Source organism: Psychrobacter sp. HII-4, from assembly GCF_904846595.1.
In the GTDB taxonomy this organism is placed as follows: domain Bacteria; phylum Pseudomonadota; class Gammaproteobacteria; order Pseudomonadales; family Moraxellaceae; genus Psychrobacter; species Psychrobacter celer.
Window position 1 is genome coordinate 74,308 of record NZ_CAJHBJ010000007.1, and the last position, 24,664, is coordinate 98,971.

Here is a 24,664-nt window from a genome sequence, read left to right on the forward strand (position 1 = left end):
TGTATCTAATAAAAAAGGAGATAAAGATGGATGTAAATCGTAGTCGTCCAGCATCTTACAAGTTAAGAATGTCGGAAGAATTGCATCAATGGCTTAAAGTCAACGCTGCAAAAAATTATCGCACCTTAGCCACTGAGATCAATATGCACCTTGAGCAAGCCATGCTCAAACAACAACAGGAAGATAACAATGCCAAATAACGTCAAACGTCAAGCGATTAAAAAACCATCGTACATAACGCTCAACCTATCAGCAGAGCAAGAAAGACAGCTTATAGTCATGGCGGTTAGTAAATGTCTAAAAGAAAAAATACAGGAGATGGCAAAAGATGCTAAATAGACCAAACACCACCCAGCAGATCAACACTTATATCCGCAGTCAGCAGTTGCTATATCGCCACCTGCAATTATGCCAGCGCATAAAAAAGGCAGACCGCACTCGCCAAAGTACTCGGTCTGCCTTCACCACAAAAACAATTAACTTGATTAAAGTTAACTCTTTTAACCAATCAGCTCAAGGAGCTAATTAGTATGTCACAGTATAACACAACCAATAAGGCGAACAACGAAGTCATGGCAATGTCATTTAATGGCCACACCCTACAGTCTATCATCAAGGACGGCCAGATTTGGATGACATCCGCTGACCTAGCAAAAGCTTTAGGTTATTCACGGGTAGACAATATATCGAAAATCTTTAATCGTAATAAAGAAGAGTTTACAAGCGGGATGACCTTGAACGTCAATATGGGGGTCAAGGGTTTCGGAAATGGTAATAGTGTAAAAGCCGTAAGAATTTTCTCCCTACGCGGCTGCCACCTAATCGCCATGTTTGCCCGTACCAAGGTTGCCAAAGACTTCCGCAAGTGGGTACTTGATATCCTAGACCGTGAGGTCAGCACACCAGCTATCGAGCAGCCACCCGCTATCACCGATGCCGATTGGGTGCGCTACTCCCGCTCGATGACCATTCCCGAGATGGCACAGTTTACAGGACACACCGAACAGCAAGTCATTAACGCCTTATATAAGGCAATGGGCAGCCCAGTAACGGCCACCAACCCAGCACCAGTACTCACCCCAGAGCTACAGCACGCCCTTGACCAGTTTTGGGGCTTTATCGCCACTCAAGACATCAAAGCACTCAATCACAGTCATAAGTCACATGAGCTAGCGATTAGCATCCCTGAGGTATATGAGCTAGCAGAGCCTTGGCAGCTACCAGATACCAGCCTGTTATATAAGGCGCTACGCCTGAGCGACACGCCGCGCTTTCATCGTGCCAATACAGTAATCGCAAGTGCTTTAATAGGTCGATCTCGTCGCGTCTGGGTATTTATCAAATCGTTTAGCCAAACAGCCATTGCAAAAGTATAAGGGGTACTATCATGACTGCTCAATCAAATAAAAGTCTGCGTGACTACACAATGAAAGCCGACATCAGTGCAGAGCATGAGCGCATCATTAGAGAGATGTTTAACGCGCTATTTGTCAGCGAACGTCAATACAGTATCAAAACTGACCATACGCCCAGTCACCACAACATTATGACGCTCGATATCTATCAGATACAGCAGCTCATACACTCTCATAGCGACAGACTGATTACGCATATGGCGATCATCGACGCGCTGTATGATTTAATAGAGCCAAGATTATTGATGCCTTCTACAATTATCGTAGTATCAGAAATAGATGGCAAGCGCATAGATGCCATACGTTTAGACTATAGCAAACCAGCAAAGACTGACGAGCTGGCCGAAGAGCTGGCTCAGATTGACCTTGGAGAAGCGCTGGCAGATGAAATTGACAAATGCGATGCCGGTCGACGGTGGATGGAGCAGCAAGACACCATCCAATCGCTACGTTCCGTCATCGTTGATATGGCGGAGACACTACATGTCGCAGATCCCAATGCTTGTATCAGTATGACCAGTAGCGATTTGCTGGGTTTGATAAACAGTCAAAACGACATGTCGGACAATGCATTCTAATAATTTAATAGCAGTAAAAAACCAGTCTTAGCGGACTGGTTATTTTGTGCCTACCATTTAATCAACTGCCTCATTTGACTGTATCGATCAGCCCCAGTCCTAATGTTGCCAATGTTTTATAGTCATAGTCTTCATTGGCAATTGCCCCAGCTTGTACCAACGCTTCTTCTGCATGATACATCGCCGTCAGCAGCCTATCCGATGGATTATCTAAGTCCATAATTTCAGGTAGATGTACCAGGCGCTGGTGGTAGCTTGGTGCATTACTATGTGCTTTTATATCCAGAGCAATATCCTCCAAACGTTGACCGGTCAAGACATACATCACATCAAAACCCATGTCCCATAATTTCTTGAGTAGAGATGATGGCATATCACGCTTGCCTGTCTCATAGTTTTTATATGTTGTCTGGGCAATCTTAACAGTCGGATCTTCATAGACTTCGACAGCCATCAATCCCAAACGTTGACGCTCTTCTTCTAATCGCTGGCCCACTTCAATTAACTCCACAACCTACCCCTTATATTTTCATTTGAATGTATAATACGATTGCAAATGATTTCATTTGACTGTATTATTAAACCGTAACACGTTAACACGCTTTCAATTAGCTATAGGATACCATCAAATGACCAAAACAACATTACAGGCAACACCGAAGGGAGAGTTGCCGCACCTGAAGAAGGGTAAGCGCAAACCCGTTCAACTGCGACTAACGCCTAGCGAACATGCAGAGCTGGTACAAGCGGCCGAAGTTGAAGTTCGTTCTATGAGTTACGTTGCCTACCGCCGCTACCAAGCTGGCCTACAGCTAGAGCAGTCAAAGCAGCACTAAAACCAAACCAAGAAGGAAACCAAACCATGAACCCAAACACCAAAAAACTACGCGATAACGCCATCAAAGTCAGTGTCGATCATTATGACTATCAAATCTTACAGGCCCATGCCGAACGCTCAGGTGTGGAGCTCGCTACCCTCGTCCGCCAGTTAGCTATGAGCAAGATCCATGACTTGATGTTCCGCGAACAACCTATTGCCATGATACTGCCGTCATCAAACACAGTCGAGATGCCTTTGAATCACTTCTGGGCATGGACGCAGTCACCACAGAGTACTACAGGGGTCACCAGTCATGCCTAACGATATCTATATTCATCCTACCCCAGCAGAGCAGCGCCTACTTGAGCAGCAGGCTACTGCACGCGGGATGAGCATTAATGAGTTTGTCGCGTGGGCATTGAGACAAGCACTAGCTGACACCGACACCGATTTACAACTCATCATCAAACACTAAAAGAGGTTTTTATGATCTGCCCTGTTTGCAAGTCCCTAACCCGCGTTCAACGCACCTACGTCATCACCGACTATCTACGCGACTTGGTGCACTGCTGCAAAAACAAAGAATGCGGCCATGTGTTTGTCACTCAGCAAGAGTTTATACGCTCAGTAGTACCTTCTTTGATGGACATTGAGACGACTAGTACAGCGCAGGCATAAACCAAACCACTTACCAAACCAAACGAGCACTATTATGCAAACCATGCAAGACGACACCCGTAACGAGCTGATCAATCGGCTCGTTCAAGACTACGCCCTCAAATTCTCAAGCGATAGACAATTTTTGCGTTATGGCCGCTGCCCGTCATGCGGCAAAAAGGAGCTATTCACTGGCGCCGATAGCCCTTGGACCATCCAATGTGGCCGCGCCAACAAATGCGGCTATCAAGCCTCTACCCGTGACATCTATCCAGACATCTTTGCCAACTGGACAAAGAAAAACCCACCAACGCCTAGCAATCCAAACGCCACCGCCGATGCTTATCTTCAGTCTGGGCGCGGCTTTGATATTGCCAAATGGCAAGGCAGCTATACCCAAGAAGTGTTCAAGGATTTTTATTCTGACTTCACCTGCCCCAGCGTGCGCTTCAATATCACCAGCGATGGCCAAGCCATCGGCTATTGGGAGCGACTGATAGAACCAGCTGCCCACATCAAAAAAGCTCGAGTACAGACAGGCTTTAAGTTCAAAGGCCATGCTTGGCTACCGCCAAAGCTGCACTTACAGCATGGCGTCTGGTCGTATGTCAAAGAGCTATGGATCACTGAGGGTATCTTTGACGCCATGGCATTGACTGAGAACGGCTTACATGCCATTAGCAATATCACCGCCGGTAACTTCCCAGCGCACACCTTAGCGCAAATAAAGGCGCGAATGGCTGAACTTGGTAAGCCACTGCCCAAGCTTATCATTGCACTCGATAGCGACCATGCGGGACGCAAAGCCACTGACAAGCTAGTGGCCACCGCACGCCAAAACGGCTGGGATGTCACCGCCGCACAGTCAAGTGAGTACAGCGACGGTGCAGACTGGAACGACCTACACAAAGCGGGAAAACTCACCAAGACAGACCTTGAACGCTACCGCTTTTATGGTGAGCTGCTTATTGCTGAGACAGCAAAGGACAAGGCGCTACTGACGTACAACCAGTATGGCACCACTAGCTTTTATATGTTTTTCAACAGTTGCACCTACTGGGTAAAAGTAGACAGCGAAAGCTTTGATAAAGCCAAGCAAATGGACGCAGACAGCGAACCGACAGAAGATCTATTCAATACTGAAGAAGAGTTAAAAGAAGCCGTACAGCTTTGGCATGACGATCTAATGCAGTCTTGCATGACTGTCACCCAAATCATGAACTGTCAACCGCAAGCGCTCTATTATCAGCAAAACTTAGTCACTGATGAATCGTGGTATTTCTTTCGTATCCGCACGCCTCAAGGTGATACCAAAAACACCTTTACTGGCAGTCAACTGTCGGCCGCTGGTGAGTTTAAAAAGCGGCTATTGTCAGTCGCCCCAGGTGTCATTTACCAAGGCAATTCCAAGCAGCTCGACATCATGCTAGGTCGTATGATTAACGGTATCAAGACCGTTGAGACCATTGATTTTATAGGCTACAACAAAGACCACCAGACCTATATTTTCAATGATACCGCAATCCGTCATGGTGTGACTTACGCGCTCAATAAAGACGACTATTTTGACCTGCCCAATAATAAGAGCCTAAAGACATTAGCGGCCAGTCCAAATATCCGCATAGGCGATAAACCCAAAGAACCTGCAAATTGGCTAGCGGACATCATAACTGGTTGGGGCGTCCAAGGCGTCATTAGTCTAGTGGGTTTTATGGGTAGCCTGTTTGCTCAGCAGATCCGCGAGCGTCAAAAATCCTATCCATTTATGGAGATTGTGGGCGAGCCTGGGACTGGTAAATCAACGCTATTGAGTTTTTTTTGGCGATTGATAGGCCGTGACTCTTATGAGGGTATCGACCCCAACAAAACCACCAAGGCCGGTCGCCTACGCTCACTGTCACAGACTTCAAACATGCCAAGCGTGTTCATTGAGTCGGACCGTGATGGCGCTGGGACTGGCCGCAATAGCCAGTTCAACTGGGACGAACTAAAAAACCTATACGACGGCGGCACCATTGGCACGCGTGGCGTCAAGTCTGCAGGCAATGAAGTCTACGAGCCACCGTTTCGCGGTACGATTGTGATTAGCCAAAACTTACCAGTCGTCGCTTCCAAAGCCGTGCTAAGCCGTATCTGTCATCTGTTTTTTACCGTCGAGCGTCAGACCCGCGATAGCGAGGCAGCGGCGCGTCGAATTGAGGCATTACAAACTGAAGATGTTAGCCACTTTTTGATTGATACGCTCAAAGTAGAAGACAAGTTTTTGCAGACGTTTTTTGATACCAAAATGCAGCATGAAAACTGGCTAAAGGACAGCGGTATCAAAGCCTTCCGTGTCGCTCACTGTCACGCCCAGCTATTGGCACTGTTTGATGCTATGAAACTGATATTGCCAGATTTACAGCGGGTGGATGGGGCCGTAAAGCAAGAAGTATTTAATATGGCAACCGAGCGAGATCAGACGCTTGATACCGAGCATCCACTAAATATTCAGTTTTTTGATGTGCTTGAGCGCTTAAACGCCGCACCCAATGAGGTCGAAGGCGCAGGTCATCATATCCGCCGCTTACATATCAATCACAGCAAAGACCCCAATTTGTTGGCAATCAGTATGCCAGAGATATATCAGCTAGCAAACGAATACCGTTATGACCTACCGCCGCAAGCGGATATGCACAACGCGCTACGCCAGTCACGACAATTTAAGTTTGTCGCCGCAAACAAGGTCGTGGCATCAAAAATAGCAGGACGCTCAATGCGCTGCTGGGTGTTTGAGATGCCTAAAAACCTAAGTTTTAGTTAAGGAGTGGTCATGAGCGGTCCAGTAGAAAAACTCTTTCGAGTTATGCGACTTATCAATAATAACGATGAGCCAATGAGTCCACAGCAAATAGCTGCAGAAACAGAGATGAATGTTCGCACGGTTCAACGTCACGCACTACGACTGGCAGAAGAAGGTTTAATTGACTTTGGTAATAGAACCAATGGTTATCAATTTATGAGAAAAGGATTAAGGAAATGACTTACGAATTTAAAGACAGCGAAGGCGATTGCGGAGAATAAACAATGAACCTAGTCCGCGCCCTATTCCCTTACAACCGTGAAAGCCCTTTACATTGGCTGACCTTCGACACCGTAAGCGGTCAGATGATTGACTGCTCGATGCACCCAACGCACAAGCAGCGAGACCTCTATCAAGGCAAGCATTACAGCATTAATAAAGACAAGATCGAAATGCGCTGCAAGATCGAAGTCTACCAAGAGCGTAAATTTGAATCACTCACAGAAATTAAAATAGGAAAAGACCAATGAGCGACATTATCGACCGCGCCAACGACCAGGCGCAAGAAGAGTTAAATAGAAACCTAGCCAAGGCCCAACGCTTTGATACGCCATCACTAGCTGAATGCGTCGAATGCGGTGAAGATATTCCCGAGCGCCGTCGGCGTTTGGGAGGCGTCACCCGCTGCATTGATTGCCAAAGTGTCATTGAGCAGCGGAGGTAGTCATGCCATTACCACTAAGTTTATATCGTTGTCGTGACAAAGTTTGCATAGCAACTGATGAAAGTATGGTCAATGAGCATCTAAACCGTGATCGCATGGGCAGAAAATCACCCATCAAAAAGATGCCAGAAGGTAGCGTCATCTTACATAACAATAAACCCTACGGTATAGACGAACTGACCAGACTAGCGCACAAAAAAGCCAAGACAATGAAGCTCAACATAGACAACCCTTTTTCAATAATTATTGATGACAGGTTTATCAAATGAAAGCAGTACAATCGGCATAAAAAAAACAGCCCTCACCATTGTGAAGGCTGTTTTATCAAACAGTTAGAGCCAAAAGCCCCAAACCAAGAACTTTTCAGTGGCTCCATAGTTACCAAACCAGACCTTTATTATAGCGCGAAAATGTTGTAAAAGCTAGGTATATCAGGTGTTTAAGCCTATTAAACAGCATGTAAGCGCAAGGATTAACGACATAATGGCAAGTATTGAACCCCTAAAAACCAGTATCCGTATTATCTGGTACATCGACGGCAAAAAGGACAGCGAAACCCTCACTGATACACCGCCCACCCCAGCAAACAAAGCTCACGCACAGCGCATTGCAGACATGGTAGAGCAACAAATCAGCATGGGTATCTTCAACCGTGACCAAGTTTTCCCCGACTCCCCCAAGCGCCAAGCCGCATTCTTTGGCCACTACATCCCAGTTTGGCAAACCGCTGAATCTGGCACCGTCTCCCCATCAACATGGAAAACATATAAAAGCAAAGTAGCCAACCACATAGAACCATATTGGCACGATAAGCAGATAAGCAAAATAAATGCTGAAGACATCGAACACTGGGTTTATCAAGTACTCAAAAAAAAGCTATCACCCAAAACCATCATCGACGTGCTCAATCTATGGCGCAGCATTTGGCGCTACTGGGCGCGGCATCAAAAGCATCCTAACGACCCCAGCCAATATATCAAGCTGACTACAAAAGACCCAGAGGACATCAATCCATTCACCCGCGATGAAATCCGCACCATCATCAATAGTGAAACCGATCAAACCCTACGCAACCTTTGGACCGTTATGCTCTGGTCGGGCTTATCCAGCCATGAGCTCATGCCACTAGCAGTTGAGGATATCGACATCAAGCAAGCCACCGCTCACATCAAGCGCGGCTTTGTCAAAGGCCAGCACCGCGTCACCAAAAACCGCCGCCGTAACCGGCAAATTGAGTTACTACCCATCGTTGTAAATGCATTGGCCAATCAATCCGCGCTGGTAGCTACCAATGCAGCACAAACAGTCGACATACTTGATCGCGACAACCACACCTATCAGAATCAACAGTTGACTTGGCTTTGGTACAACGCGCGCACAGACATGCATTACACCTATCCGCAACTAGAAAAGCGATGGAAACGCCACCTGAAACTATGCGACATTGACTACCGACCGCTAAATAACGGACGACACACCTACGCAAGCCAAGTGCTATCAACAGGTGCAGTCAGCGCAGAATGGTTGGCCAAACAACTTGGTCATGCAGGCACAGACATGATACATCGCCACTATGGTAAATTTATACCCAGCGATTCGCGGCACATCATCCGCAACCTAGACAGCGCATTGAAATTCACTATCAGCCCTCAATAACGAGGGCTTTTTCTTGTACCAATCTGCAAAAATGAAAATAAAATCAGGCAGGGGTCTGCAAATCATGTAATCCAAGTAACCCCTAAAGAAATAAGACATAAGCCATTGATAAATATACAAATAACAATTACTTAAATCAGGTAATAAAAAGTAATAATAATTACATATTTAAGGTAAGTGCATGATATATATAGTATTTATAATTTCTTAATTAATACCTTTTATACCTGTAATCAATTACCTAATAATTACCTTTAAATTACAAAATAAACCTAATAAAATCAATATGATTACCTATATTACCTAGTTTGCAGACCACCCCCTAAAATTTTAAAACATCCAAAACAAGACCGTCACCGACACGCAGCTGATTGTCTCTCTATCTAAGCGTGGGATTGGCATGGGATGCACTTATCTTGCTATACAACACCTTTAACGCTGCTATATCAATCACTTAACCTAACCAACCACGTCGCAAAATCCCGTATAGAAAATTCGAGTCTCTCCAGCCCCACCATTTTTGGATAGTACATCTTAGACCAAATATTAAAACCTGCCTTGATGCAGGTTTTTTTGTGCCTGTTAGTTTTTATGCTTGCTAATTAGAAAGCTCCTAATAAACGCCAAGCATCGAAGCTATTATCGAAGTATAGCAGCTTCAGTATTTAGCGCTCAGCGTTTGCTCCAATCTATACTATAGTCAATTCTCAATACTCTTCCCTAACCGACCTTCCCTTTAATCCCACATACGTCTTAACGCCAAAAGTATCTGCGCCATGCTTTGATACCTTTTCTCTACCCGCTTTGCCAATGCTTGATCAATAATGGGTTGATAATGGCGGTATGCTGGCGGTAGCCTTGGAATCGGCTGCTGACAGTGCTGGACTGCCCATGTCTTGAGCGGCTCACGACTTTGTTTATCAATCTGCAACGGCCGCACCCCCACCAATATCTCATACAGCATAATCCCAAACGCATAGATATCGCTCTGCACCGATGTGCCGTGTCCTTGCCAGCGCTCAGGTGCCAGATACGCCGGTGTACCCGCAAGATGACCTATGGTTGACGCCTCCACACGAGTGGCCAAAGCAAAATCAGTTAATAACAACTCAGTCTTGAGGCTGCTATCATCTGCCTGACTTGACAAAACATGAGGTGGCGACAAATCATCTAGCAAGATATTACTGGGTTTAATATCATTATGCAGCCAGCCTGCGCGATGCAGCTGCGTGATTACTTGTGCCGCTTGCATGATAAGCTGATGCTTTTGACGGGCGGGCAGCGGCCGCTTTAGATACTTTGATAGACTGCCGTTTTTATAATAAGGCATCACCACAACGATGAGCGCTGACGGCGGCGCTGCGACATGCAGACATAACTCATGATGCGCCAGTAGTGGCGGTGCCACGCGCTGATATGGCGTTAAAGCAGACAGCGCGGTGATGATGCCATACTCATAAAAGAAACCGCTAGATACCGCTTGAGCGCTCTGCTGACAATAATGCTTGCTTAATTGCCACTTAAGTAGCACTGGGCCAAACTGTGAGTGCATGGCACGGCTCAAGCCCTGATAGTCGCCTGCGTACACGCCGATGCGCAAGTGCGATACCTGACGATACTTCAACTTTACCAACTCTTTTGTCAGTACAGGCAATATCTGCTGAGCATCAGCCTGCCATACTGGCGCTGGCTTCGCTTGTCTTAGCGATGAATTACTGGCATTGTCTTTCATGCTAAAGTAAGGCCTTTATTTAGAATTACTTTGTATTTGTATATCGTCATTTTGTATAGCCAACCCAACATAAAATTGGCACACTTGATATCATATGCTACTGGTATTCATTTTGCGCAGCATCTGCCGGCGTAGGCACAGCACGCAAGAAAAATAAATGCCAGTAGGACGGTACCTATTTTCGTTAATATTTTTTCTGTTATAAGCGACCTAGTATTATGTCCCAGTCTTCCACATCCGTTATAAATTATGCCCTGCCCGAGCCGCTATTAGAGTTACTGGGGCAGTATCTGCAAGAGCAAGTCACGCCAAAGATCGACATCGATCCGCAGCAGCTGGCCTATCGCTGGGTCGGTGGTCACCGCGGACGCTTGGAGCCTTTGGCGGTCAATTTGTTTTTAAGTCTGGATGATTTGCATGGTATCGATACGCAAAAGGCAAAACTAGTGCAAAACACGCGGCAGTTTTTAAAGGGCTATCCGGCCAATCACGTCTTGATGACAGGGACGCGCGGCGCAGGGAAATCATCGCTGATTCGAGCATTGCTACAAACCTACCATAGCGAAGGGCTACGTATCATCGAAATCGCCCGTGATGACCTGCGGGTGCTTGATAAGATACGCGCCGCCATCCGCGCCCTACCAGCAGACACCGATTGCCGCTATATCGTGTACTGTGATGATTTGGCATTTAACGGTCAAGACGAGAGTTATCGGACGTTAAAGAGTGTGTTAGACGGGGCGCTGGACTCCGAGCAAGACAAGCTACTGGTCTATGCCACCAGTAACCGTCGGCACCTTTTACCGCAGCTGATGAAAGACAATGTCAATATTTATAATGGGCAAACCGATGAAGTCAATCCTTATGAGACCATCGACGAGACAGTATCGTTGTCTGATCGCTTTGGCTTGTGGCTGTCGTTTCACCCGATGGATCAAAATACTTACTTACACATCGTCCGCCATTATTTATCACTTGCATCAAATCGCAATCTAGATAATGCGAATGACGTTAAAGAAAGTAATAATAATGAAGAAGAAAATAAAGCGCTACCTGACAATATCAGAGCCGCTGCCTTGCGCTGGGCATCAGAGCGTGGCGGGCGTTCGGGGCGAGTGGCCTATCAGTTTAGCCGCTACTGGATAGGACAAACACAATTGGCTGCTGAGGACAATCAGTCTTAAACATCGGCTACCTGTCATTTTTTAGGAGCGCGTGCAGAACCTAAGTACTGCACGCGGCTACCCGCTTCTTCATCTACCAAATTCGCTGCGCCATTTACTATATATTGGTCGAAATCTGCGGCCAGCCATAGATTACCTACATAAGCACTTTGGGCATCCAGACGAATATGCGCCATGTTTGGCGTACGACTCTGCGGATTATCAAAGCTTTGATAACGTGCGCTAAAATGGGTCAATATCAAGTTTGACAGTCCGCTCTCTTGGGCAAATTTTCCGATCAGCTGCGCGCTACTGTGCATGGGATCAAAGTCTGGGTTTTTTGCCTGTATCTTATTTAACACCGCATGGGTATAAGTGGCTTCATGCACCAGCAAGTCTGCATCAAGGACCGCCGCATATAAGCACTCTGGCGTATCATTATCGCCTGCAATCACTACCCGAGTACGTTGGCTGTCATTATCGACATACTCAGCAGACGACAGCATGCGTCCGTCTTCTGTCACAACATCTTCGCCTTGCTGCAGTCTGCCCCACAGCGCACTTGCTGGGATACCATCAGCTGTCAATTTATCAGTATTCAGGGTACGGCGGCTGATCGTCTGAGTAATACCAAAACCATAAGAAGCGACGCGGTGCGACAACGGGTGAATGTCTATAACCAGCTGATGTTGGTGGTCTACATTGATAGTTACATCACCTTTGTGCTCATCATCTGGCTCAGACAATATATCTTCTATTGCCATAAAATCAATGGCAAATGGCAAATACAGCTCGGTTGTCAGCCTCATCGCCTCAAGCATTTTGGCAATGGCTTTGGGCGCAACAAGCGTCAGCGCTGCAGTACGTCCTGACATGGCCGCACTCGCAAGCAACCCCGGCAAACCATAACAATGGTCGCCATGCACATGAGTGATACAAATGGCTTGTAGCTGATGCAAAGATAACTTGGTATGAAGCAGCTGATGCTGTGTGCCCTCACCGCAATCAATTAAAACCCAAGGACGCGACTTTTTGTTTTGTTGTCGACTTGCCCCCGAGCTATAAGGATTGAGGCTCTCTATCGCCAGCGCTGTGACGTTACGCTGCTTGGTTGGCACGCCAGCGGAGGTGCCCAAAAAGGTAAGCTTTAACATAAACGCCCTCTTTTAGCTAAATCCTTATCTACTGTAACGACTGGCATAGCATGGTTCTTTGACCTTCAATCATTTTACCGCCATTGGCTGTACATTCATTGACCATATTGGACTCATAAGATTTCCAGCCGCCATAAAAGCTGGCAACACACAAAATCACCACCAGCAGCTTTTGTGACCATGCTTTGATAGATACTTGCTGGCGATGCACCTCTGTAGCCTCTGTATGCTGTTTGGCTGCAATCTCACTGTCAGTCGCTGTCCTGTTGGGCTTATTCAAGTCTGTCATTTCTTATCCTAAAAAAGGTTTTGTCTATAAATAAACAAAACCTTTTATGTTGATTTTAAATCAATAATTAGGGCGTATCCTAATCATTGATACCATTCGCTTTGTTTAGAATTTTAAACGCCCGCCTTTTTCTTCGGCACGTTTAAACGCCTCACGCTCTTCGCAGCGTTTTAGCCAGTTTAAAATATTGGTGTACTTACTGCTATCCAAACCAGAGCCTGCATTGGCTCCGACGACAGCAAGATGCATCTGAATATCAGCGGCGCTAAACTCACTACCAGCAAACCAATGATTGTCCTGTAGGTGCTGCTCCATCATGCCCAGCATACTGTCTAGGCTGCGGCTAATCATGTTTTTTTCCACTTGGCTTTGGATTTTTTTACTAACAGGCTTAATTAGCATTGGTGATTGGTCAACGACTTTGCTAAATACCAAGCGCATCACTAGCAGCGGCATCAATGATGCCTCGGCAAAGTGTAACCAAAAGGTATAAGCCTCCCACGCCGCTTCGTTGTCATCAGCAGGTTTGAACTGCTTGTCGGTATCGTAATGCTTGATTAAATACTCGATGATAAATCCTGACTCAATCAGCACGCGATCGTTGACCTCTAGCATTGGTGCATGACCGATTGGATGCACTTTTTTTAAGCTATCAGGCGCACGATACGCTTTGTTGCGCTCGTAGCACGTCAATTCATAATCGGTGTTTAGCTCTTCTAACAGCCAAATAATACGAAACGAGCGTGAGTTTGCTAAATGATGAAGATGTAACATAAACCGTCCTAGTTATCATGTGAGTGAGCAATAGCATATAGACAAAGTGTCCTGCGCCTGACGCGCTTGGCAGTAGCGGCGTTTGTCCGTGACAGTGCTTGGCGTGCATACTGCTCGATAATAGCGCAATTCATCTGTCATTAACACACAAACTGCGGTGCACACGGGCAAAAACTATGGCTAAAAAACCATGGCTAACCAGTCAAACCTATCACGCGCTATATGATCGCCTTACTTTGAATGCAGCTGCTCTATCTTGCGCGTCATTTTGTCTATTTTTTGCTGATAGCGTTTAATTTTACGAAAACGATGAGCCGCAAGCACCCCTTCGATACGGCGGTTGGTCAGGCGGCGACGCGGCGGAAAACTCCCCACCTGTGGCTCGTTGTAACCATGCAGGCGATCATCACGGCGACGCGCCCTATAGCCAAGCACACTATCAGCAATCATAATCAGTAACGCGACAAAAATCATGCCGTACATAAATAATGAGCCGCCCTCATTGATGCTTTGGTGCAATATCGTAACCGAAAAGATAAACAAAAAAATCGGCTCAAGATAGCATAGCGTGCCAAACAACGAGACGGGCAACTTTTGACTGGCGACCATGGTCAGCGACATCGCCGCGGTGCTGATGATACCCAGCAGCGGCAACAGATACCAAAATTTATCGGTAGTGATCGCCAGCGCAAACCCGCCACTCATATACAGGGCGATCATCACCACTGGCGTCAGCAGCACCAAATCAGCGATAAGACCGGTGATGGGCGGTACTGCCAGCTTGCGACGCAGCAGATAATAAGGCGGATAACCTAGACAGACAAACAATGTCGCCCAAGAAATCGCGCCGTACTGCCAAACATCATACGCGATGCCCAGACCTGCGCAGATGGTGGCGACCCACTGTAGCGGTGTCATCGCTTCATTGTAAAAAAACCGACCCACCATGATCATAATCATCGGGTACAAAAAATACCCCAGTGTCACCTCAAGCCCCAGATCATTGACTGGTGCCCACATAAATATCCAAATCTGGGCGCCCAATATCGGCGTCGGCAAGATAAATAAAAACCACTCTTTGGGTGTTTTTAGGGTTTTTAGATAATCAAAGATATGCTGCCACTGTTTTAACACACTAACCAGCAGCACCAAACTCAGCAGCATCATCAGCACACGCCACGAGGCGACTTGCGTCCCAGATAGCGGCTGCATCAATAGACCAAATAAAAACAACAATGAGTATAAAAAGTTTGCTGCCACGGCAGCGATGGTGCCCTGCGACGTTTGGGTGGTGGTGAGCATAAAAACAGCCTTTTGAGATAAGCGCACGTCCTTGGCAATTTTAGAAAAAAACAAAAGCCTCAGACGCGGACGTCGGAGGCTTTTGTCTACAAGACCTGTTGTCTATCTCATTGTACACGCAGGTTGTACGTCGCCAATCATACTAAAACCCTTCAGTTTTAAAAGCAGGCTAATACAACCATCTGTCGTTACATATCACAAGATAAACGCTTGAAATGACTCATACTTATATCATAGCCAGCATTATGTCAAAGTCAGAATAGATAAGCAATGCATCCACTTAACGAGTCTTTAAATTTTTATATAGCCGATCTACTTTAAAACAGGTGCCGTACTACTGAAATGAATTTTATGCCACCTCTGGCGTGATGAAATCACACAGCGAGCAAAGAAAATTTATACCAGTAGCGCCTGAAACATAGTATCTTGCACGCCAGTTTTATTTCGGATCGACTATATCGTTACGAGTTTGGCGCTTTATTTGGCATCTAACTGCTCTATTTTTCGCTGGATTTTATCCATTTTTCGCTGATAACGGCGTATTTTACGAAACCGATGCGCTTTTAGTGCGCCATCAATACGGCGATTTATCAGGCGGCGGCGCGGTGGAAAGCCGCCTACTTGTGGCTCGCGGTAACCATGCAAATGATCGCTACGGCGCCGACTCAGATAACCTATCGCACTATCGACAATCATCACCAGTAGCGCTGCCGTAATCATGCCATACATAAACAATGAGCCTCCTTCATCTAAGCTCTGACTGAGCACGGTGATGGACAATACAAACAATAGCATAGGCTCGATATAGCTAAGCGCGCCAAATAGCGACACGGGCAGCTTGCTACTGGCCAGCATCGTCAGCGACATCGCCAGTGCACTAAAAGCGCCTAGCAGTGGCAATAAATACCAAAACTTCATATTTTGCGCCGCCATACTAAAGCCGCCACTGGTATAGAGCATCAGTAGCACCACTGGCGTCAGCAGCGTCAAATCAGACAACAATCCCGTAATCGGTGGTACAGCAATCGTCCGCCTGAGCAGATAATACGGCGGATAGCCCAAGCATACAAACAGCGTCACCCACGATACCGAGCCGTATTGCAAGATATCATGACCAATACCAAAAGCCGCCAGTAGCGCCGCCGCTCCTTGCAGCAGGCTCATCGGCTCACGATAAAAAAAGCGACCAAGAACAATCATCACCAGCGGCAATAAAAAATACCCCAAAGTGACATCAAGGCCATAACCGTTCACAGGTGCCCACATAAACAGCCAAATCTGCCCACCCAATATCGGGGTTGGCAGTATAAATATCAGCCAGTCTTTGGCGGTTTTGAGCGTTTTTAGATAATCAAAAACATGCTGCCACTGCTTGCTCACACTGACCAGCAGCACCAAACTAAGCAGCATCATCAACACACGCCATGACGCCACTTGCGTGCCCGTCAAAGGCTGCATAAATAACCCAAATAAAAACATCATCGAAAATAGAACACTCGACGATATCGACGCGATAGTCCCCTGAAAGGTTTGATTGGTCGTCAGCATAACAACAGCCTCAATTTAGCACTTTTTAGGTATAAGTAAGTATCATTCAAAGATCAGCATAAACAGTGGTAATAAAAGATAAAAAGGATTATCAAAGACAACATCCTATAAGCGATAAATGACATCCAAAAAAAAGCCTCCAACGATAACGTCAGAGGCTTTTTCTAGAGCAAGAATGCCAAACTAGAGCAAAAGCGAACTACTGAAACCGTTATTTATCGTCGGTATTGTCATCCTCAGTATTTGTTTCATCTAATACAGGATCGTCGGCAATGTCGATCACATCGTGAACGTCGGTCGCCGCATCGATATCGATTTGCGCTTGGCCTGCTACCTCAAAGGTGCCATCTTCACGCATGGCATCGACCAGCTTATCGTCGCTCTCTTCGTGCTCGACCCGCGCCATCGCCACCAGCTTTTCTTCTTTTGATAGGCGAATCAAGGTAACGCCTTGGGTGTTACGACCAGAGCTGGCCACATGCTCAACTGGCGTACGCACGAGCGTGCCTTTGTCCGAGATTAGAATGATATCGTCTGTAGGGTCAACCTTGGTCGCTCGCACCAGTGCGCCATTACGTGCGCTGGTTTTGATGGCTATCACACCGCCGCCACCGCGGTTTTGCGTATTAAACTCGTCGATAAAGGTACGCTTACCAAAGCCGTTTTCACAAGCGATAAGGATTTCGCGTACATCATCTTCGATAACGACTAGTGATTTGATAAATTCATCATCAGCCAAACGCATACCGCGTACACCTTTGGCAGTACGGCCCATGGCGCGGGCATCGTTTTCATCAAAACGAATGGCTTTACCACTCGATGCAAATAGCATCACCTCTTGGCTACCGTTGGTGATACGGGCGCTCACCAGTTTGTCACCGTCTTCTAGACCAATGGCAATCAAGCCATTTGAGCGGATATTGGCAAACTGCTTAAGCTCTACGCGCTTCACCGTACCATTGGCAGTGGCAAAGAAAACAAACGGCGGCTCGGCCTCATTGCTACTCTCTGAGCTATCATCATCGCCATCACTCACAGCATTGCCAGATAGCTCTTCGACGATTTTTGGAATAGGCAAAATGGTGGTGACGGTTTCGTCAGCATCCAAACTGATGAGGTTGACCAATGGACGACCGCGCGAGCCGCGGCTGGCAATCGGCACTTCAAACCCACGTAAGCTAAAGACGCGGCCGCTGTCCGTAAAGCACAGCACGGTCGCATGCGTCGAGGTCACTACCAAGTGATCTATCACATCATCTTCTTTCATAGCAGTTGCCGACTTGCCTTTGCCGCCGCGTTTTTGCGCCACATAATCATCGATAGGCTGTGTCTTGGCGTAGCCGGTGCGCGAGACAGTCATCACGACAGTCTGCTCAGGGATGAGATCTTCACGGTTAAAGTCCATACGCGAGTCGATAATATCGGTACGACGCTCATCACCAAAGTTATCACGAATCTCGATAAGCTCATTAGAGATGATACTCATCAGCTTATCAAAATCACCAAGAATCGACTCCAAATGAGCGATTTCACGCAGCAAATCTTGATACTCTTCGGTCAATTTGTCTTGCTCAAGCCCCGTCAAACGGTGCAGCTGCATGTCTAAAATCGCATTGACCTGCTCAAGTGATAAGCGATAGCGCTCCTCACCTTCGATCAAACCAAACGGCGCTTTTGGGTCCTCGCCTTCGATAAACTCAGGACGCACAGACTGGCTACCAGCCGCTGTTAGCATCGCCACGACACTACCGGAGCCCCATGTATTATTTAATAAGCTCTCGCGTGCCAAGCCGCGGTTGGCCGAGGCTTTGATAGTGGCGATGATATCGTCGATATTGGCGAGCGCAACGGTCAGACCTTCGAGCAAATGACCACGGACGCGCGCTTTGTTTAGCTCAAAAATCGTACGACGCGTCACCACTTCTTGACGGTGACGAACAAAGGCGGCTATCAGCTGGCGCAAAGTCAGCAGCTTTGGCTGACCATTATCCAGCGCGACCATATTGATACTAAAGCTCGACTCTAGCGGCGTTTGCAAAAACAAGTTATTAACGATAACTTCAGCAGTTTCTCCGCGGCGCAAGTCAATAGCGATACGCATCCCTTCTTTATCAGACTCATCGCGAATCTCGGTGATGCCCTCGATTTTTTTGTCTCGTACCAGCTCAGCGATACGCTCAATCAGCTTGGCTTTGTTGGCCTGATACGGCACTTCGGTAAAGACAATACGCTCGCGATCACGGTTGACACCTGTGTCACTCATCGGCTCGATATGATAGCGCCCACGAATATGCAAGCGGCCTTTACCGGTACGATAGGCATCTAAAATACCCGCGCGGCCATAAATAATACCGCCGGTTGGGAAATCGGGGCCTGAGATATGCGACATCAACTCTTCGGCTGAGACTTGTGGATTTGCAGCATAGGCAAGACAAGCATTGATGACTTCTGTCAAGTTATGCGGTGCCATATTGGTCGCCATACCGACGGCAATACCTGTCGCACCATTGACCAGTAGGTTGGGAATACGCGCTGGCATCACGCTTGGCATACGCTCAGAGCCATCATAGTTGTCTTCCCAATCGACCGTGTCTTTATCCAAGTCAGCAAGCATCTGGTGCGTGAGCTTGGTCATACGGACTTCGGTATAACGCATGGCCGCCGGTGGATCATCATCGATCGAGCCAAAGTTACCTTGGCCATCGACCATCGGATAACGCAGACTAAAATCCTGCGCCATACGCACGATGGCATCATAAACCGCACTATCACCATGTGGGTGATATTTACCGATGACGTCACCGACCACACGTGCTGATTTTTTATAGGGTTTGTTATAATCGTTTGATAGCACGTGCATGGCATACATCACACGGCGGTGTACAGGCTTGAACCCATCACGCACATCAGGCAGCGCACGTGAGACGATCACGCTCATCGCATAATCCAAATACGACTGCTTTAGTTCATCTACGATGCCAATAGGACTGACCGATTCGCTCATATACACTCCTTCACTCACTTTTTTCTGATACTGTCACACTGCTTGAGATGTCTTTGGGTCATACAAAAATACAGCTGCCAAAAAATGCAGCTATCATTGAAATATAGACTCCAAAAAACCCTCACTCAGCGCACAAAACAACAAGAAAATAGTGATACGGTTTTTGTTAAAAGTAACGTTTTATAAAAGAAGCTATTTTAGCACAAATTTGCCGTATTAGGGGCATTTGCACAGGATTAAAACCAAGCGAATCAGGAGATTAGCGGTCATTTTTTTGACTTTTTTTCTCTATTTTTTGTGGGTCAGCGGCAGATCTTTTTAGACTGACTAATCTTGCCGTTATGACAAACAAACTTGCCATCTTTTGAGCAGTGCGACACCCCGCCCATTTTCCCTGAACAAGGTGTGTTTCGAGCTTGTGCTTGGCTGATGGGCGCAGTGATAATGGCGCAAGTCAGTAGTGATAACAAGATAGATTTCATAGGGTTTCTCTTATTGACGTCTCGTTAAGCGGCATAAAAAACTGCGTCCAATATTATGGACACAGTTTGGTGGATTGTCAGACGATTTATCCGTTTGAGTATCGTCAACCTATTGCGAAATAGCAGCCGTAGTACATGACCTAAAGGCTGCCAATGTTATGTTGGATTGACTACCGGCTTAAAGTTTTGATCAAAAAACGCACGCGTGGCCTCAGTACAGGCTGGACTGACCAGACCACCATGATAGTTGGTATAAAATGCTAGGAGCGGTATATTGCCTTGCGCCTCAGCGTCAGCTTTTACCTTTTCTACGCTCTGACTAAAGCGGGTCTGTACGCGGACTCTGACTGCCTCTGCATCCCAAGTATTCATGGCAGCTTGGCCAATCAAGCTCAAGGTCTGCTGATCTGGGCGCTCGTCAGCATTGTCGATATCGACATCGAGCACGGTGACATTGAGGTTTTTGGCTGATTTTTTTGCCGCTGCTTGCAGTAGCGTGACCATCGAGCCGGTATTGGTATCAAAATAAACCGTCGGATCCTGGTTGCCGCCGCAAAGCAGTGTCGGCATGGTCGGCACATAACCACGTAAGTCATTGTCTTTTAATGCCTTACGTAGAGTGTTTTCAGGCACGGCTGCTGGTAGACCATCGCCGTTCTCTGCCCACAGTCCATCAGGATGTTTGTCGGTATCAGCGACATAGGCGGCACGAAAGTCTGTCTTAATCAGATAGTCATTTTCATCATAACCACCCAAGATAGAAAACAGTTTGCCTTGCTCTAGCCCTGCCAGCCTAGGGTCACTAGGATTTTTTTGAAACAGCGCATTATTAGGCAACTTGCCCATCTCCACTAGCTGACCAAACGACAATGCATTTGGCAGCTGTGCATCCGCATATTTATCTAGGAATATGTCTGATTTTTTATTATAAATATTGCCATATTTTTCTTGTAGGCCACTGCCAAGTAATGGCGCAAACCTTGAGGCACCGATATTGACGTTACCTCTAAATATCTCATCACCAAACGCTGCGAGCGCATAGGGCCCCGAAGATGGCGCGATGGCTGTCACTGGTTTTTCTTGGGATTGTAGCAATCTGGCCGTTGCCATCGTGACATAGCCGCCTTGCGAGTAGCCAGCGATAAATAGCTTGCCGGAATCCACAATATCACGGTAATTGACCGCATTGGCACGCTTTTGCCGTGCCATGATATCGCGTGCGCTGTCTAGGGCGTCGACCATGTCTGTCGACTGCTGCTGAGCCACAAGGTAAGGATGATAATCCAGCGTGGAGTCATCATAGCCTGCATAATTGGGTGCGACAACGATATAGCCTTGTGCGGCAAAATTAGCAGCGATTAAGTTGGCTTCGCTTACCGCAGGATTTTGAATATTACCCACTTGCGCAAAGTCATAAGACTTGTCGGTGGTCGTACCATGGGCATATAATAGCAGCGGTCGCGCGCCTTGGCATTCAGGAGCATCGCCCGTTGGCAGCATCAAAGCTGCGGTAGCATTGGTATCTTCGTCTGCAGCACCCTTGGTATCATAGCTGACTTTTTCTATCGTGACGCCGCATTTGGCTGCGGGCGTTGCGGTATTACTCAGCCCAAAGCTGCTGTCTACTTGAGAGGCGCTAAAGGAGTTGACAAATTCAGCAGTAGCTGATGAGACGATGTCGACATCATTGTCAAAGTCATTGTCATCGCCGCAGCCGACCAGCCATATACTACTGGCGATGGCGACTGATAAGACACTGCGCATCGCTATCGGTTTGTGAGTCGCTGCGCGGCCGCGCCGTGAGTGGGGAGTGATCATAATGGCTATCCTTAGCAGTCAAAAGCGGTGAAAAATTGTAAAAAAAGCGCCGTGCATCCTTGGCAAGTGATGATACCTTTATACCGCAAATACTACCGAAAAGCTACCAGAAAACAGACACAATAGCGCATCACAAGCACCAGCCATACCCGCGTTGAGTATCGACAAGCCTGCTCAGCCTCTCATCCCGCAGCCGATGATACCAAGCGCTTAAACATACCCAACGCCCACAATCACCTTTTACCGATAATAATATGACAAATATGGCAAACAACAACGACCTCCGTCTCAGCGACAAGCACGCATCTTCCAAAGTAAAAACCAAGACCACCACTAAGTTCACCACTAAAGCCACCGCCCAACCAGCAACAGCCGCTCAAAGCTGCAGCGAGCGCACAGATCGCAGCTTTGATGCCATCGCCGATCATTTTGAAAAAAAAGTCTACGGCGGATTAAAGGGTGAGATTAGGCTGGCGGTACTACGCCGTGATATTTTTGAGTACAGCGCCCAGATGCGCCAGCGCCTTGGCCGGCCACTACGTGTACTGGATGTGGGCGCAGGTCTGGCACAAATCGCCATCGAGCTGGCCGCCCAAGGGCATACTGTGGTAATCAATGACATCTCCGCCAACATGCTTGCCAAAGCCCAGGCGCATGCAGCACAGACAGACACGCCTCTTGATATCACTTGGCATGTCTGCCCTTATCAGGAGCTACCAGCAAAGCTAAGCACAGAAAAGTTAGATGCAGAAAAGTTTGATTTAATACTATGTCATGCGCTGCTTGAATGGCTAGCAGAGCCTGCCGGTGTGATGGACTTTTTTGATCAGTATTTGATGCCCAAAGGCGCGCTGTCACTGTGTTTTTATAACCCAGCGAGCTTTGATTATCGTAATTTAATCATGGGGAATTTTAATTTACTCGACAATAGCGACTATAAAGCAGACAACGTCAAGAGCCTAACGCCCAATCATCCAGTCGCAAAAGAAGAGGTCAAGACATGGCTCGCCGCGCATCGTTATCACGTCATACGCAGCAGTGGTCTACGCGTGTTTCATGACTATGCCCCGCTCAAACGTGGCGGACACACTGACCCCGAGGCGGTAATACGTATGGAGCTACGCTATTCACAGCACGAGCCCTACAAATGGCTGGGACGCTACCTGCATATACTGGCAACACGGCAAGCCTAACCTGCCTGCTCACTTGCTCAGTCTTGCCGAATATCTGCAAACCGCTCTACGCCATCGTACTCTGACCATGTGGTGGCATTGACGTCCGTTTCATCGAAGACAACCACATGCTCGAGTATGGGCAAAATACCGATGTGTGAGCCTATCTCATGATTGTGGTGGCTGGCGACCAAAGACAATACCGTCTGACCATCATCCAACTGCAAACGGTATAGATAGTTTGCACCGCGAAACACGCGGCCAACCACCAATGCTGTCTGCGTACTGTCATCGTCATGAATGATGTCATCAGGGCGCACCAGCACCTTGATCGGTGTGCCATTTGGATAATCATACTCACAGTACTGCGGATAGCCAGCTTCGTCGTAGACTTCCATACGGCGATAGATATCACCCAGCGCTGTCTCGACGTGCCCTTCTTTGATGATGCCATCTATCATCGCGCCTTCACCGACAAACTCAGCGACAAACGGACTGACTGGCTCATGATATAGCTCACTTGGCGTCGCCCACTGTACCAGCTTACCTTGATGCATCACCCCAACTTTATCAGCAATAGCAAACGCTTCGTTTTGATCATGCGTGACCAGTATCGCAGTGGTGTTGGTGCGTTTGAGAATATCACGCACACTCATCGCCAGCGACTCACGCAGTACCACATCTAGATTAGAGAACGGCTCATCAAGCAGCAGTAGCTTAGGTTTTGGTGCCAGCGCCCTTGCAAGTGCCACACGCTGCTGCTGACCGCCTGATAGCTCATTTGGGCGTTTGTCCGCGTGCTCAGTCAAGTCAACCAAATTTAGCATCTCAGCCACGCGGGCTTTTTTGTCGGCGGTAGACCATTTGTTCAGGCCAAACGCGATGTTTTTTGCCACACTTAGGTGACCAAACAACGCATAGTCCTGAAACACCATACCCATGCCGCGCTTGGCTGGCGCAACGGCAAACGACTTGCGCGCGCGCTTATCTGTCAGGCGTTGATTGCTCAGATAAATACTACCACCGCGGCTTTGCTCTAGTCCTGCAATGGCACGTAAGGCCGTGGTTTTGCCACAGCCACTATACCCCAAAAAACACCCAATCTCGCCCTGCTGTAACGTCAACGACAGACCATCGACGACGATCGTATCGTCATAACCTACGATGAGATCTTGGACACTAAAATACGGCGACGCTGCGCTATCTACTTGGTTTTTTTGGGAATTTGTGTTTTTAACTTTATGGTCTTGGCGGGCGTCGATCTTTTGCGGTGCCTCATCGGGTTTTGACGCATCTCGCTCGACAGCCGCATGCGCCAGATTATGGGCTTTGATAACTGAGGCGTTTTTTCGGTGCTCAAGACGCGTCTTGGCTTGTATAGACTTGGCCTTTAGACTGCTGGTATGGATAGATTTAGATTCTGATGGATCATGGGTTGAATCAGTGTACATAAAAGGTACCAGTTAGCGATAAAAAATAAAACCTTAGGCATGCTGCGCCCACATACAGATGGGTGCTAAAAACGACTAAAATAGTACTGTAGCAGGTTTAAAGGACTCAGGCCACACAAGTCATAGACCGCATGCTGATAAAG

25 protein-coding genes are annotated in these 24,664 nt (G+C 47.3%); 14 read left to right on the forward strand and 11 right to left on the reverse strand.

The genetic code is table 11. The features are described 5' to 3' along the window. Positions 1–26: 26 nt before the first annotated feature. From JMX98_RS05775 to JMX98_RS05785, 3 genes are all read left to right on the forward strand, one after another. A complete protein-coding gene (locus JMX98_RS05775; RefSeq protein WP_201585246.1) occupies positions 27–200 on the forward strand; it encodes a DNA-binding protein in 174 nt (57 codons plus the stop codon). A gap of 330 nt (positions 201–530) precedes the next feature. After that, positions 531–1,376 (forward strand): Bro-N domain-containing protein, encoded by an 846-nt coding sequence (locus tag JMX98_RS05780; protein ID WP_227680049.1) that lies wholly within the window; start codon positions 531–533, stop codon positions 1,374–1,376. Positions 1,377–1,387: 11 nt separating this feature from the next. Further along, complete coding sequence (locus JMX98_RS05785) at positions 1,388–1,993, forward strand: hypothetical protein (protein ID WP_201585247.1); 606 nt, start codon at positions 1,388–1,390, stop codon at positions 1,991–1,993. A 70-nt stretch (positions 1,994–2,063) separates the two neighbouring features. Here the strand turns inward: JMX98_RS05785 and JMX98_RS05790 are convergent, their stop codons facing one another. Then, on the reverse strand, positions 2,064–2,504 hold the full coding sequence (locus tag JMX98_RS05790; protein WP_201585248.1) for a helix-turn-helix domain-containing protein: 441 nt from the start codon (positions 2,502–2,504) through the stop codon (positions 2,064–2,066). A gap of 118 nt (positions 2,505–2,622) precedes the next feature. Between JMX98_RS05790 and JMX98_RS05795 the strand changes: the two genes are divergently transcribed. The 9 genes from JMX98_RS05795 to JMX98_RS05835 all read left to right on the forward strand — a co-directional run bounded on the left by JMX98_RS05795 (position 2,623) and on the right by JMX98_RS05835 (position 8,632). Further along, on the forward strand, positions 2,623–2,829 hold the full coding sequence (locus JMX98_RS05795; protein ID WP_201585249.1) for a hypothetical protein: 207 nt from the start codon (positions 2,623–2,625) through the stop codon (positions 2,827–2,829). 26 nt (positions 2,830–2,855) lie between these two features. Beyond that, positions 2,856–3,134, forward strand: a complete 279-nt coding sequence (locus JMX98_RS05800; RefSeq protein WP_201585250.1) for a hypothetical protein — start codon at positions 2,856–2,858, stop codon at positions 3,132–3,134. Beyond that, entirely contained in the window at positions 3,127–3,288 is a 162-nt protein-coding gene (locus tag JMX98_RS05805) for a hypothetical protein (protein WP_201585251.1), read from the forward strand. Before JMX98_RS05800 ends, JMX98_RS05805 begins: the two co-directional genes overlap by 8 nt. Before the next feature lie 11 nt (positions 3,289–3,299). Continuing rightward, entirely contained in the window at positions 3,300–3,491 is a 192-nt protein-coding gene (locus JMX98_RS05810; RefSeq protein ID WP_201585252.1) for an ogr/Delta-like zinc finger family protein, read from the forward strand. 34 nt (positions 3,492–3,525) lie between these two features. Next, the gene (locus tag JMX98_RS05815; protein ID WP_201585253.1) at positions 3,526–6,273 is read left to right on the forward strand and encodes a toprim domain-containing protein; all 2,748 of its coding nucleotides are present in this window, start codon (positions 3,526–3,528) and stop codon (positions 6,271–6,273) included. 9 nt (positions 6,274–6,282) lie between these two features. Then, positions 6,283–6,492: a helix-turn-helix domain-containing protein gene (locus JMX98_RS05820; RefSeq protein WP_201585255.1), complete on the forward strand. Its 210-nt coding sequence runs from the start codon at positions 6,283–6,285 to the stop codon at positions 6,490–6,492. Positions 6,493–6,536: 44 nt separating this feature from the next. Continuing rightward, positions 6,537–6,782: a hypothetical protein gene (locus JMX98_RS05825; RefSeq protein ID WP_201585257.1), complete on the forward strand. Its 246-nt coding sequence runs from the start codon at positions 6,537–6,539 to the stop codon at positions 6,780–6,782. Further along, on the forward strand, positions 6,779–6,976 hold the full coding sequence (locus JMX98_RS05830) for a TraR/DksA C4-type zinc finger protein (RefSeq protein ID WP_201585258.1): 198 nt from the start codon (positions 6,779–6,781) through the stop codon (positions 6,974–6,976). Before JMX98_RS05825 ends, JMX98_RS05830 begins: the two co-directional genes overlap by 4 nt. Positions 6,977–7,459: 483 nt before the next feature. Continuing rightward, positions 7,460–8,632, forward strand: coding sequence for an Arm DNA-binding domain-containing protein (locus JMX98_RS05835; protein ID WP_227680050.1), 1,173 nt, complete (start codon positions 7,460–7,462; stop codon positions 8,630–8,632). A gap of 736 nt (positions 8,633–9,368) precedes the next feature. On the opposite strand, the gene JMX98_RS05840 is transcribed toward JMX98_RS05835, so the two are convergent. Continuing rightward, a complete protein-coding gene (locus tag JMX98_RS05840; protein WP_201585259.1) occupies positions 9,369–10,364 on the reverse strand; it encodes a serine/threonine-protein kinase in 996 nt (331 codons plus the stop codon). Positions 10,365–10,582: 218 nt separating this feature from the next. On the opposite strand from JMX98_RS05840, the gene JMX98_RS05845 reads away from it, so the two are divergent. After that, the gene (locus tag JMX98_RS05845) at positions 10,583–11,548 is read left to right on the forward strand and encodes an ATP-binding protein (RefSeq protein ID WP_201585260.1); all 966 of its coding nucleotides are present in this window, start codon (positions 10,583–10,585) and stop codon (positions 11,546–11,548) included. 14 nt (positions 11,549–11,562) lie between these two features. On the opposite strand, the gene JMX98_RS05850 is transcribed toward JMX98_RS05845, so the two are convergent. From JMX98_RS05850 to JMX98_RS05885, 8 genes are all read right to left on the reverse strand, one after another. Beyond that, on the reverse strand, positions 11,563–12,681 hold the full coding sequence (locus JMX98_RS05850; RefSeq protein ID WP_201585261.1) for a ribonuclease Z: 1,119 nt from the start codon (positions 12,679–12,681) through the stop codon (positions 11,563–11,565). Between the two features lie 28 nt (positions 12,682–12,709). Further along, the gene (locus JMX98_RS05855; RefSeq protein WP_201585262.1) at positions 12,710–12,970 is read right to left on the reverse strand and encodes a hypothetical protein; all 261 of its coding nucleotides are present in this window, start codon (positions 12,968–12,970) and stop codon (positions 12,710–12,712) included. A gap of 105 nt (positions 12,971–13,075) precedes the next feature. Beyond that, positions 13,076–13,744 (reverse strand): glutathione S-transferase, encoded by a 669-nt coding sequence (locus JMX98_RS05860; protein WP_201585264.1) that lies wholly within the window; start codon positions 13,742–13,744, stop codon positions 13,076–13,078. A 231-nt stretch (positions 13,745–13,975) separates the two neighbouring features. Continuing rightward, on the reverse strand, positions 13,976–15,046 hold the full coding sequence (gene rarD / locus JMX98_RS05865; protein WP_201585265.1) for an EamA family transporter RarD: 1,071 nt from the start codon (positions 15,044–15,046) through the stop codon (positions 13,976–13,978). 477 nt (positions 15,047–15,523) lie between these two features. Beyond that, a complete protein-coding gene (rarD, locus tag JMX98_RS05870; protein WP_201585266.1) occupies positions 15,524–16,594 on the reverse strand; it encodes an EamA family transporter RarD in 1,071 nt (356 codons plus the stop codon). 211 nt (positions 16,595–16,805) lie between these two features. Beyond that, positions 16,806–19,598, reverse strand: a complete 2,793-nt coding sequence (gene gyrA, locus JMX98_RS05875; protein WP_201585267.1) for a DNA gyrase subunit A — start codon at positions 19,596–19,598, stop codon at positions 16,806–16,808. A 302-nt stretch (positions 19,599–19,900) separates the two neighbouring features. Further along, entirely contained in the window at positions 19,901–20,080 is a 180-nt protein-coding gene (locus JMX98_RS05880) for a hypothetical protein (RefSeq protein ID WP_201585268.1), read from the reverse strand. A 156-nt stretch (positions 20,081–20,236) separates the two neighbouring features. After that, positions 20,237–21,898 (reverse strand): alpha/beta hydrolase family protein, encoded by a 1,662-nt coding sequence (locus tag JMX98_RS05885; protein WP_201585269.1) that lies wholly within the window; start codon positions 21,896–21,898, stop codon positions 20,237–20,239. Between the two features lie 263 nt (positions 21,899–22,161). Here JMX98_RS05885 and JMX98_RS05890 point away from each other — a divergent pair, with 263 nt between their 5' ends. Next, positions 22,162–23,091, forward strand: a complete 930-nt coding sequence (locus JMX98_RS05890) for a methyltransferase domain-containing protein (protein ID WP_201585270.1) — start codon at positions 22,162–22,164, stop codon at positions 23,089–23,091. A gap of 17 nt (positions 23,092–23,108) precedes the next feature. Here JMX98_RS05890 and JMX98_RS05895 read toward each other — a convergent pair whose 3' ends face one another. Next, entirely contained in the window at positions 23,109–24,521 is a 1,413-nt protein-coding gene (locus JMX98_RS05895; RefSeq protein ID WP_201585272.1) for an ABC transporter ATP-binding protein, read from the reverse strand. Positions 24,522–24,664: the final 143 nt, after the last annotated feature.

Excerpts from the sequence above, each read along its gene's own strand:
- gyrA (WP_201585267.1), bottom strand. The coding sequence starts at position 19,598 with ATGAGCGAATCGGTCAGTCCTATTGGCATCGTAGATGAACTAAAGCAG.
- JMX98_RS05825 (WP_201585257.1), top strand. The coding sequence starts at position 6,537 with ATGAACCTAGTCCGCGCCCTATTCCCTTACAACCGTGAAAGCCCTTTA.
- JMX98_RS05835 (WP_227680050.1), top strand. The coding sequence starts at position 7,460 with ATGGCAAGTATTGAACCCCTAAAAACCAGTATCCGTATTATCTGGTAC.
- JMX98_RS05775 (WP_201585246.1), top strand. The coding sequence starts at position 27 with ATGGATGTAAATCGTAGTCGTCCAGCATCTTACAAGTTAAGAATGTCG.
- JMX98_RS05800 (WP_201585250.1), top strand. The coding sequence starts at position 2,856 with ATGAACCCAAACACCAAAAAACTACGCGATAACGCCATCAAAGTCAGT.
- JMX98_RS05795 (WP_201585249.1), top strand. The coding sequence starts at position 2,623 with ATGACCAAAACAACATTACAGGCAACACCGAAGGGAGAGTTGCCGCAC.
- JMX98_RS05785 (WP_201585247.1), top strand. The coding sequence starts at position 1,388 with ATGACTGCTCAATCAAATAAAAGTCTGCGTGACTACACAATGAAAGCC.
- JMX98_RS05895 (WP_201585272.1), bottom strand. The coding sequence starts at position 24,521 with ATGTACACTGATTCAACCCATGATCCATCAGAATCTAAATCTATCCAT.
- JMX98_RS05840 (WP_201585259.1), bottom strand. The coding sequence starts at position 10,364 with ATGAAAGACAATGCCAGTAATTCATCGCTAAGACAAGCGAAGCCAGCG.
- JMX98_RS05890 (WP_201585270.1), top strand. The coding sequence starts at position 22,162 with ATGGCAAACAACAACGACCTCCGTCTCAGCGACAAGCACGCATCTTCC.
- JMX98_RS05855 (WP_201585262.1), bottom strand. The coding sequence starts at position 12,970 with ATGACAGACTTGAATAAGCCCAACAGGACAGCGACTGACAGTGAGATT.
- JMX98_RS05885 (WP_201585269.1), bottom strand. The coding sequence starts at position 21,898 with ATGATCACTCCCCACTCACGGCGCGGCCGCGCAGCGACTCACAAACCG.
- JMX98_RS05805 (WP_201585251.1), top strand. The coding sequence starts at position 3,127 with ATGCCTAACGATATCTATATTCATCCTACCCCAGCAGAGCAGCGCCTA.
- JMX98_RS05880 (WP_201585268.1), bottom strand. The coding sequence starts at position 20,080 with ATGAAATCTATCTTGTTATCACTACTGACTTGCGCCATTATCACTGCG.
- JMX98_RS05820 (WP_201585255.1), top strand. The coding sequence starts at position 6,283 with ATGAGCGGTCCAGTAGAAAAACTCTTTCGAGTTATGCGACTTATCAAT.
- rarD (WP_201585265.1), bottom strand. The coding sequence starts at position 15,046 with ATGCTCACCACCACCCAAACGTCGCAGGGCACCATCGCTGCCGTGGCA.
- JMX98_RS05830 (WP_201585258.1), top strand. The coding sequence starts at position 6,779 with ATGAGCGACATTATCGACCGCGCCAACGACCAGGCGCAAGAAGAGTTA.
- rarD (WP_201585266.1), bottom strand. The coding sequence starts at position 16,594 with ATGCTGACGACCAATCAAACCTTTCAGGGGACTATCGCGTCGATATCG.
- JMX98_RS05780 (WP_227680049.1), top strand. The coding sequence starts at position 531 with ATGTCACAGTATAACACAACCAATAAGGCGAACAACGAAGTCATGGCA.
- JMX98_RS05845 (WP_201585260.1), top strand. The coding sequence starts at position 10,583 with ATGTCCCAGTCTTCCACATCCGTTATAAATTATGCCCTGCCCGAGCCG.
- JMX98_RS05850 (WP_201585261.1), bottom strand. The coding sequence starts at position 12,681 with ATGTTAAAGCTTACCTTTTTGGGCACCTCCGCTGGCGTGCCAACCAAG.
- JMX98_RS05860 (WP_201585264.1), bottom strand. The coding sequence starts at position 13,744 with ATGTTACATCTTCATCATTTAGCAAACTCACGCTCGTTTCGTATTATT.
- JMX98_RS05810 (WP_201585252.1), top strand. The coding sequence starts at position 3,300 with ATGATCTGCCCTGTTTGCAAGTCCCTAACCCGCGTTCAACGCACCTAC.
- JMX98_RS05815 (WP_201585253.1), top strand. The coding sequence starts at position 3,526 with ATGCAAACCATGCAAGACGACACCCGTAACGAGCTGATCAATCGGCTC.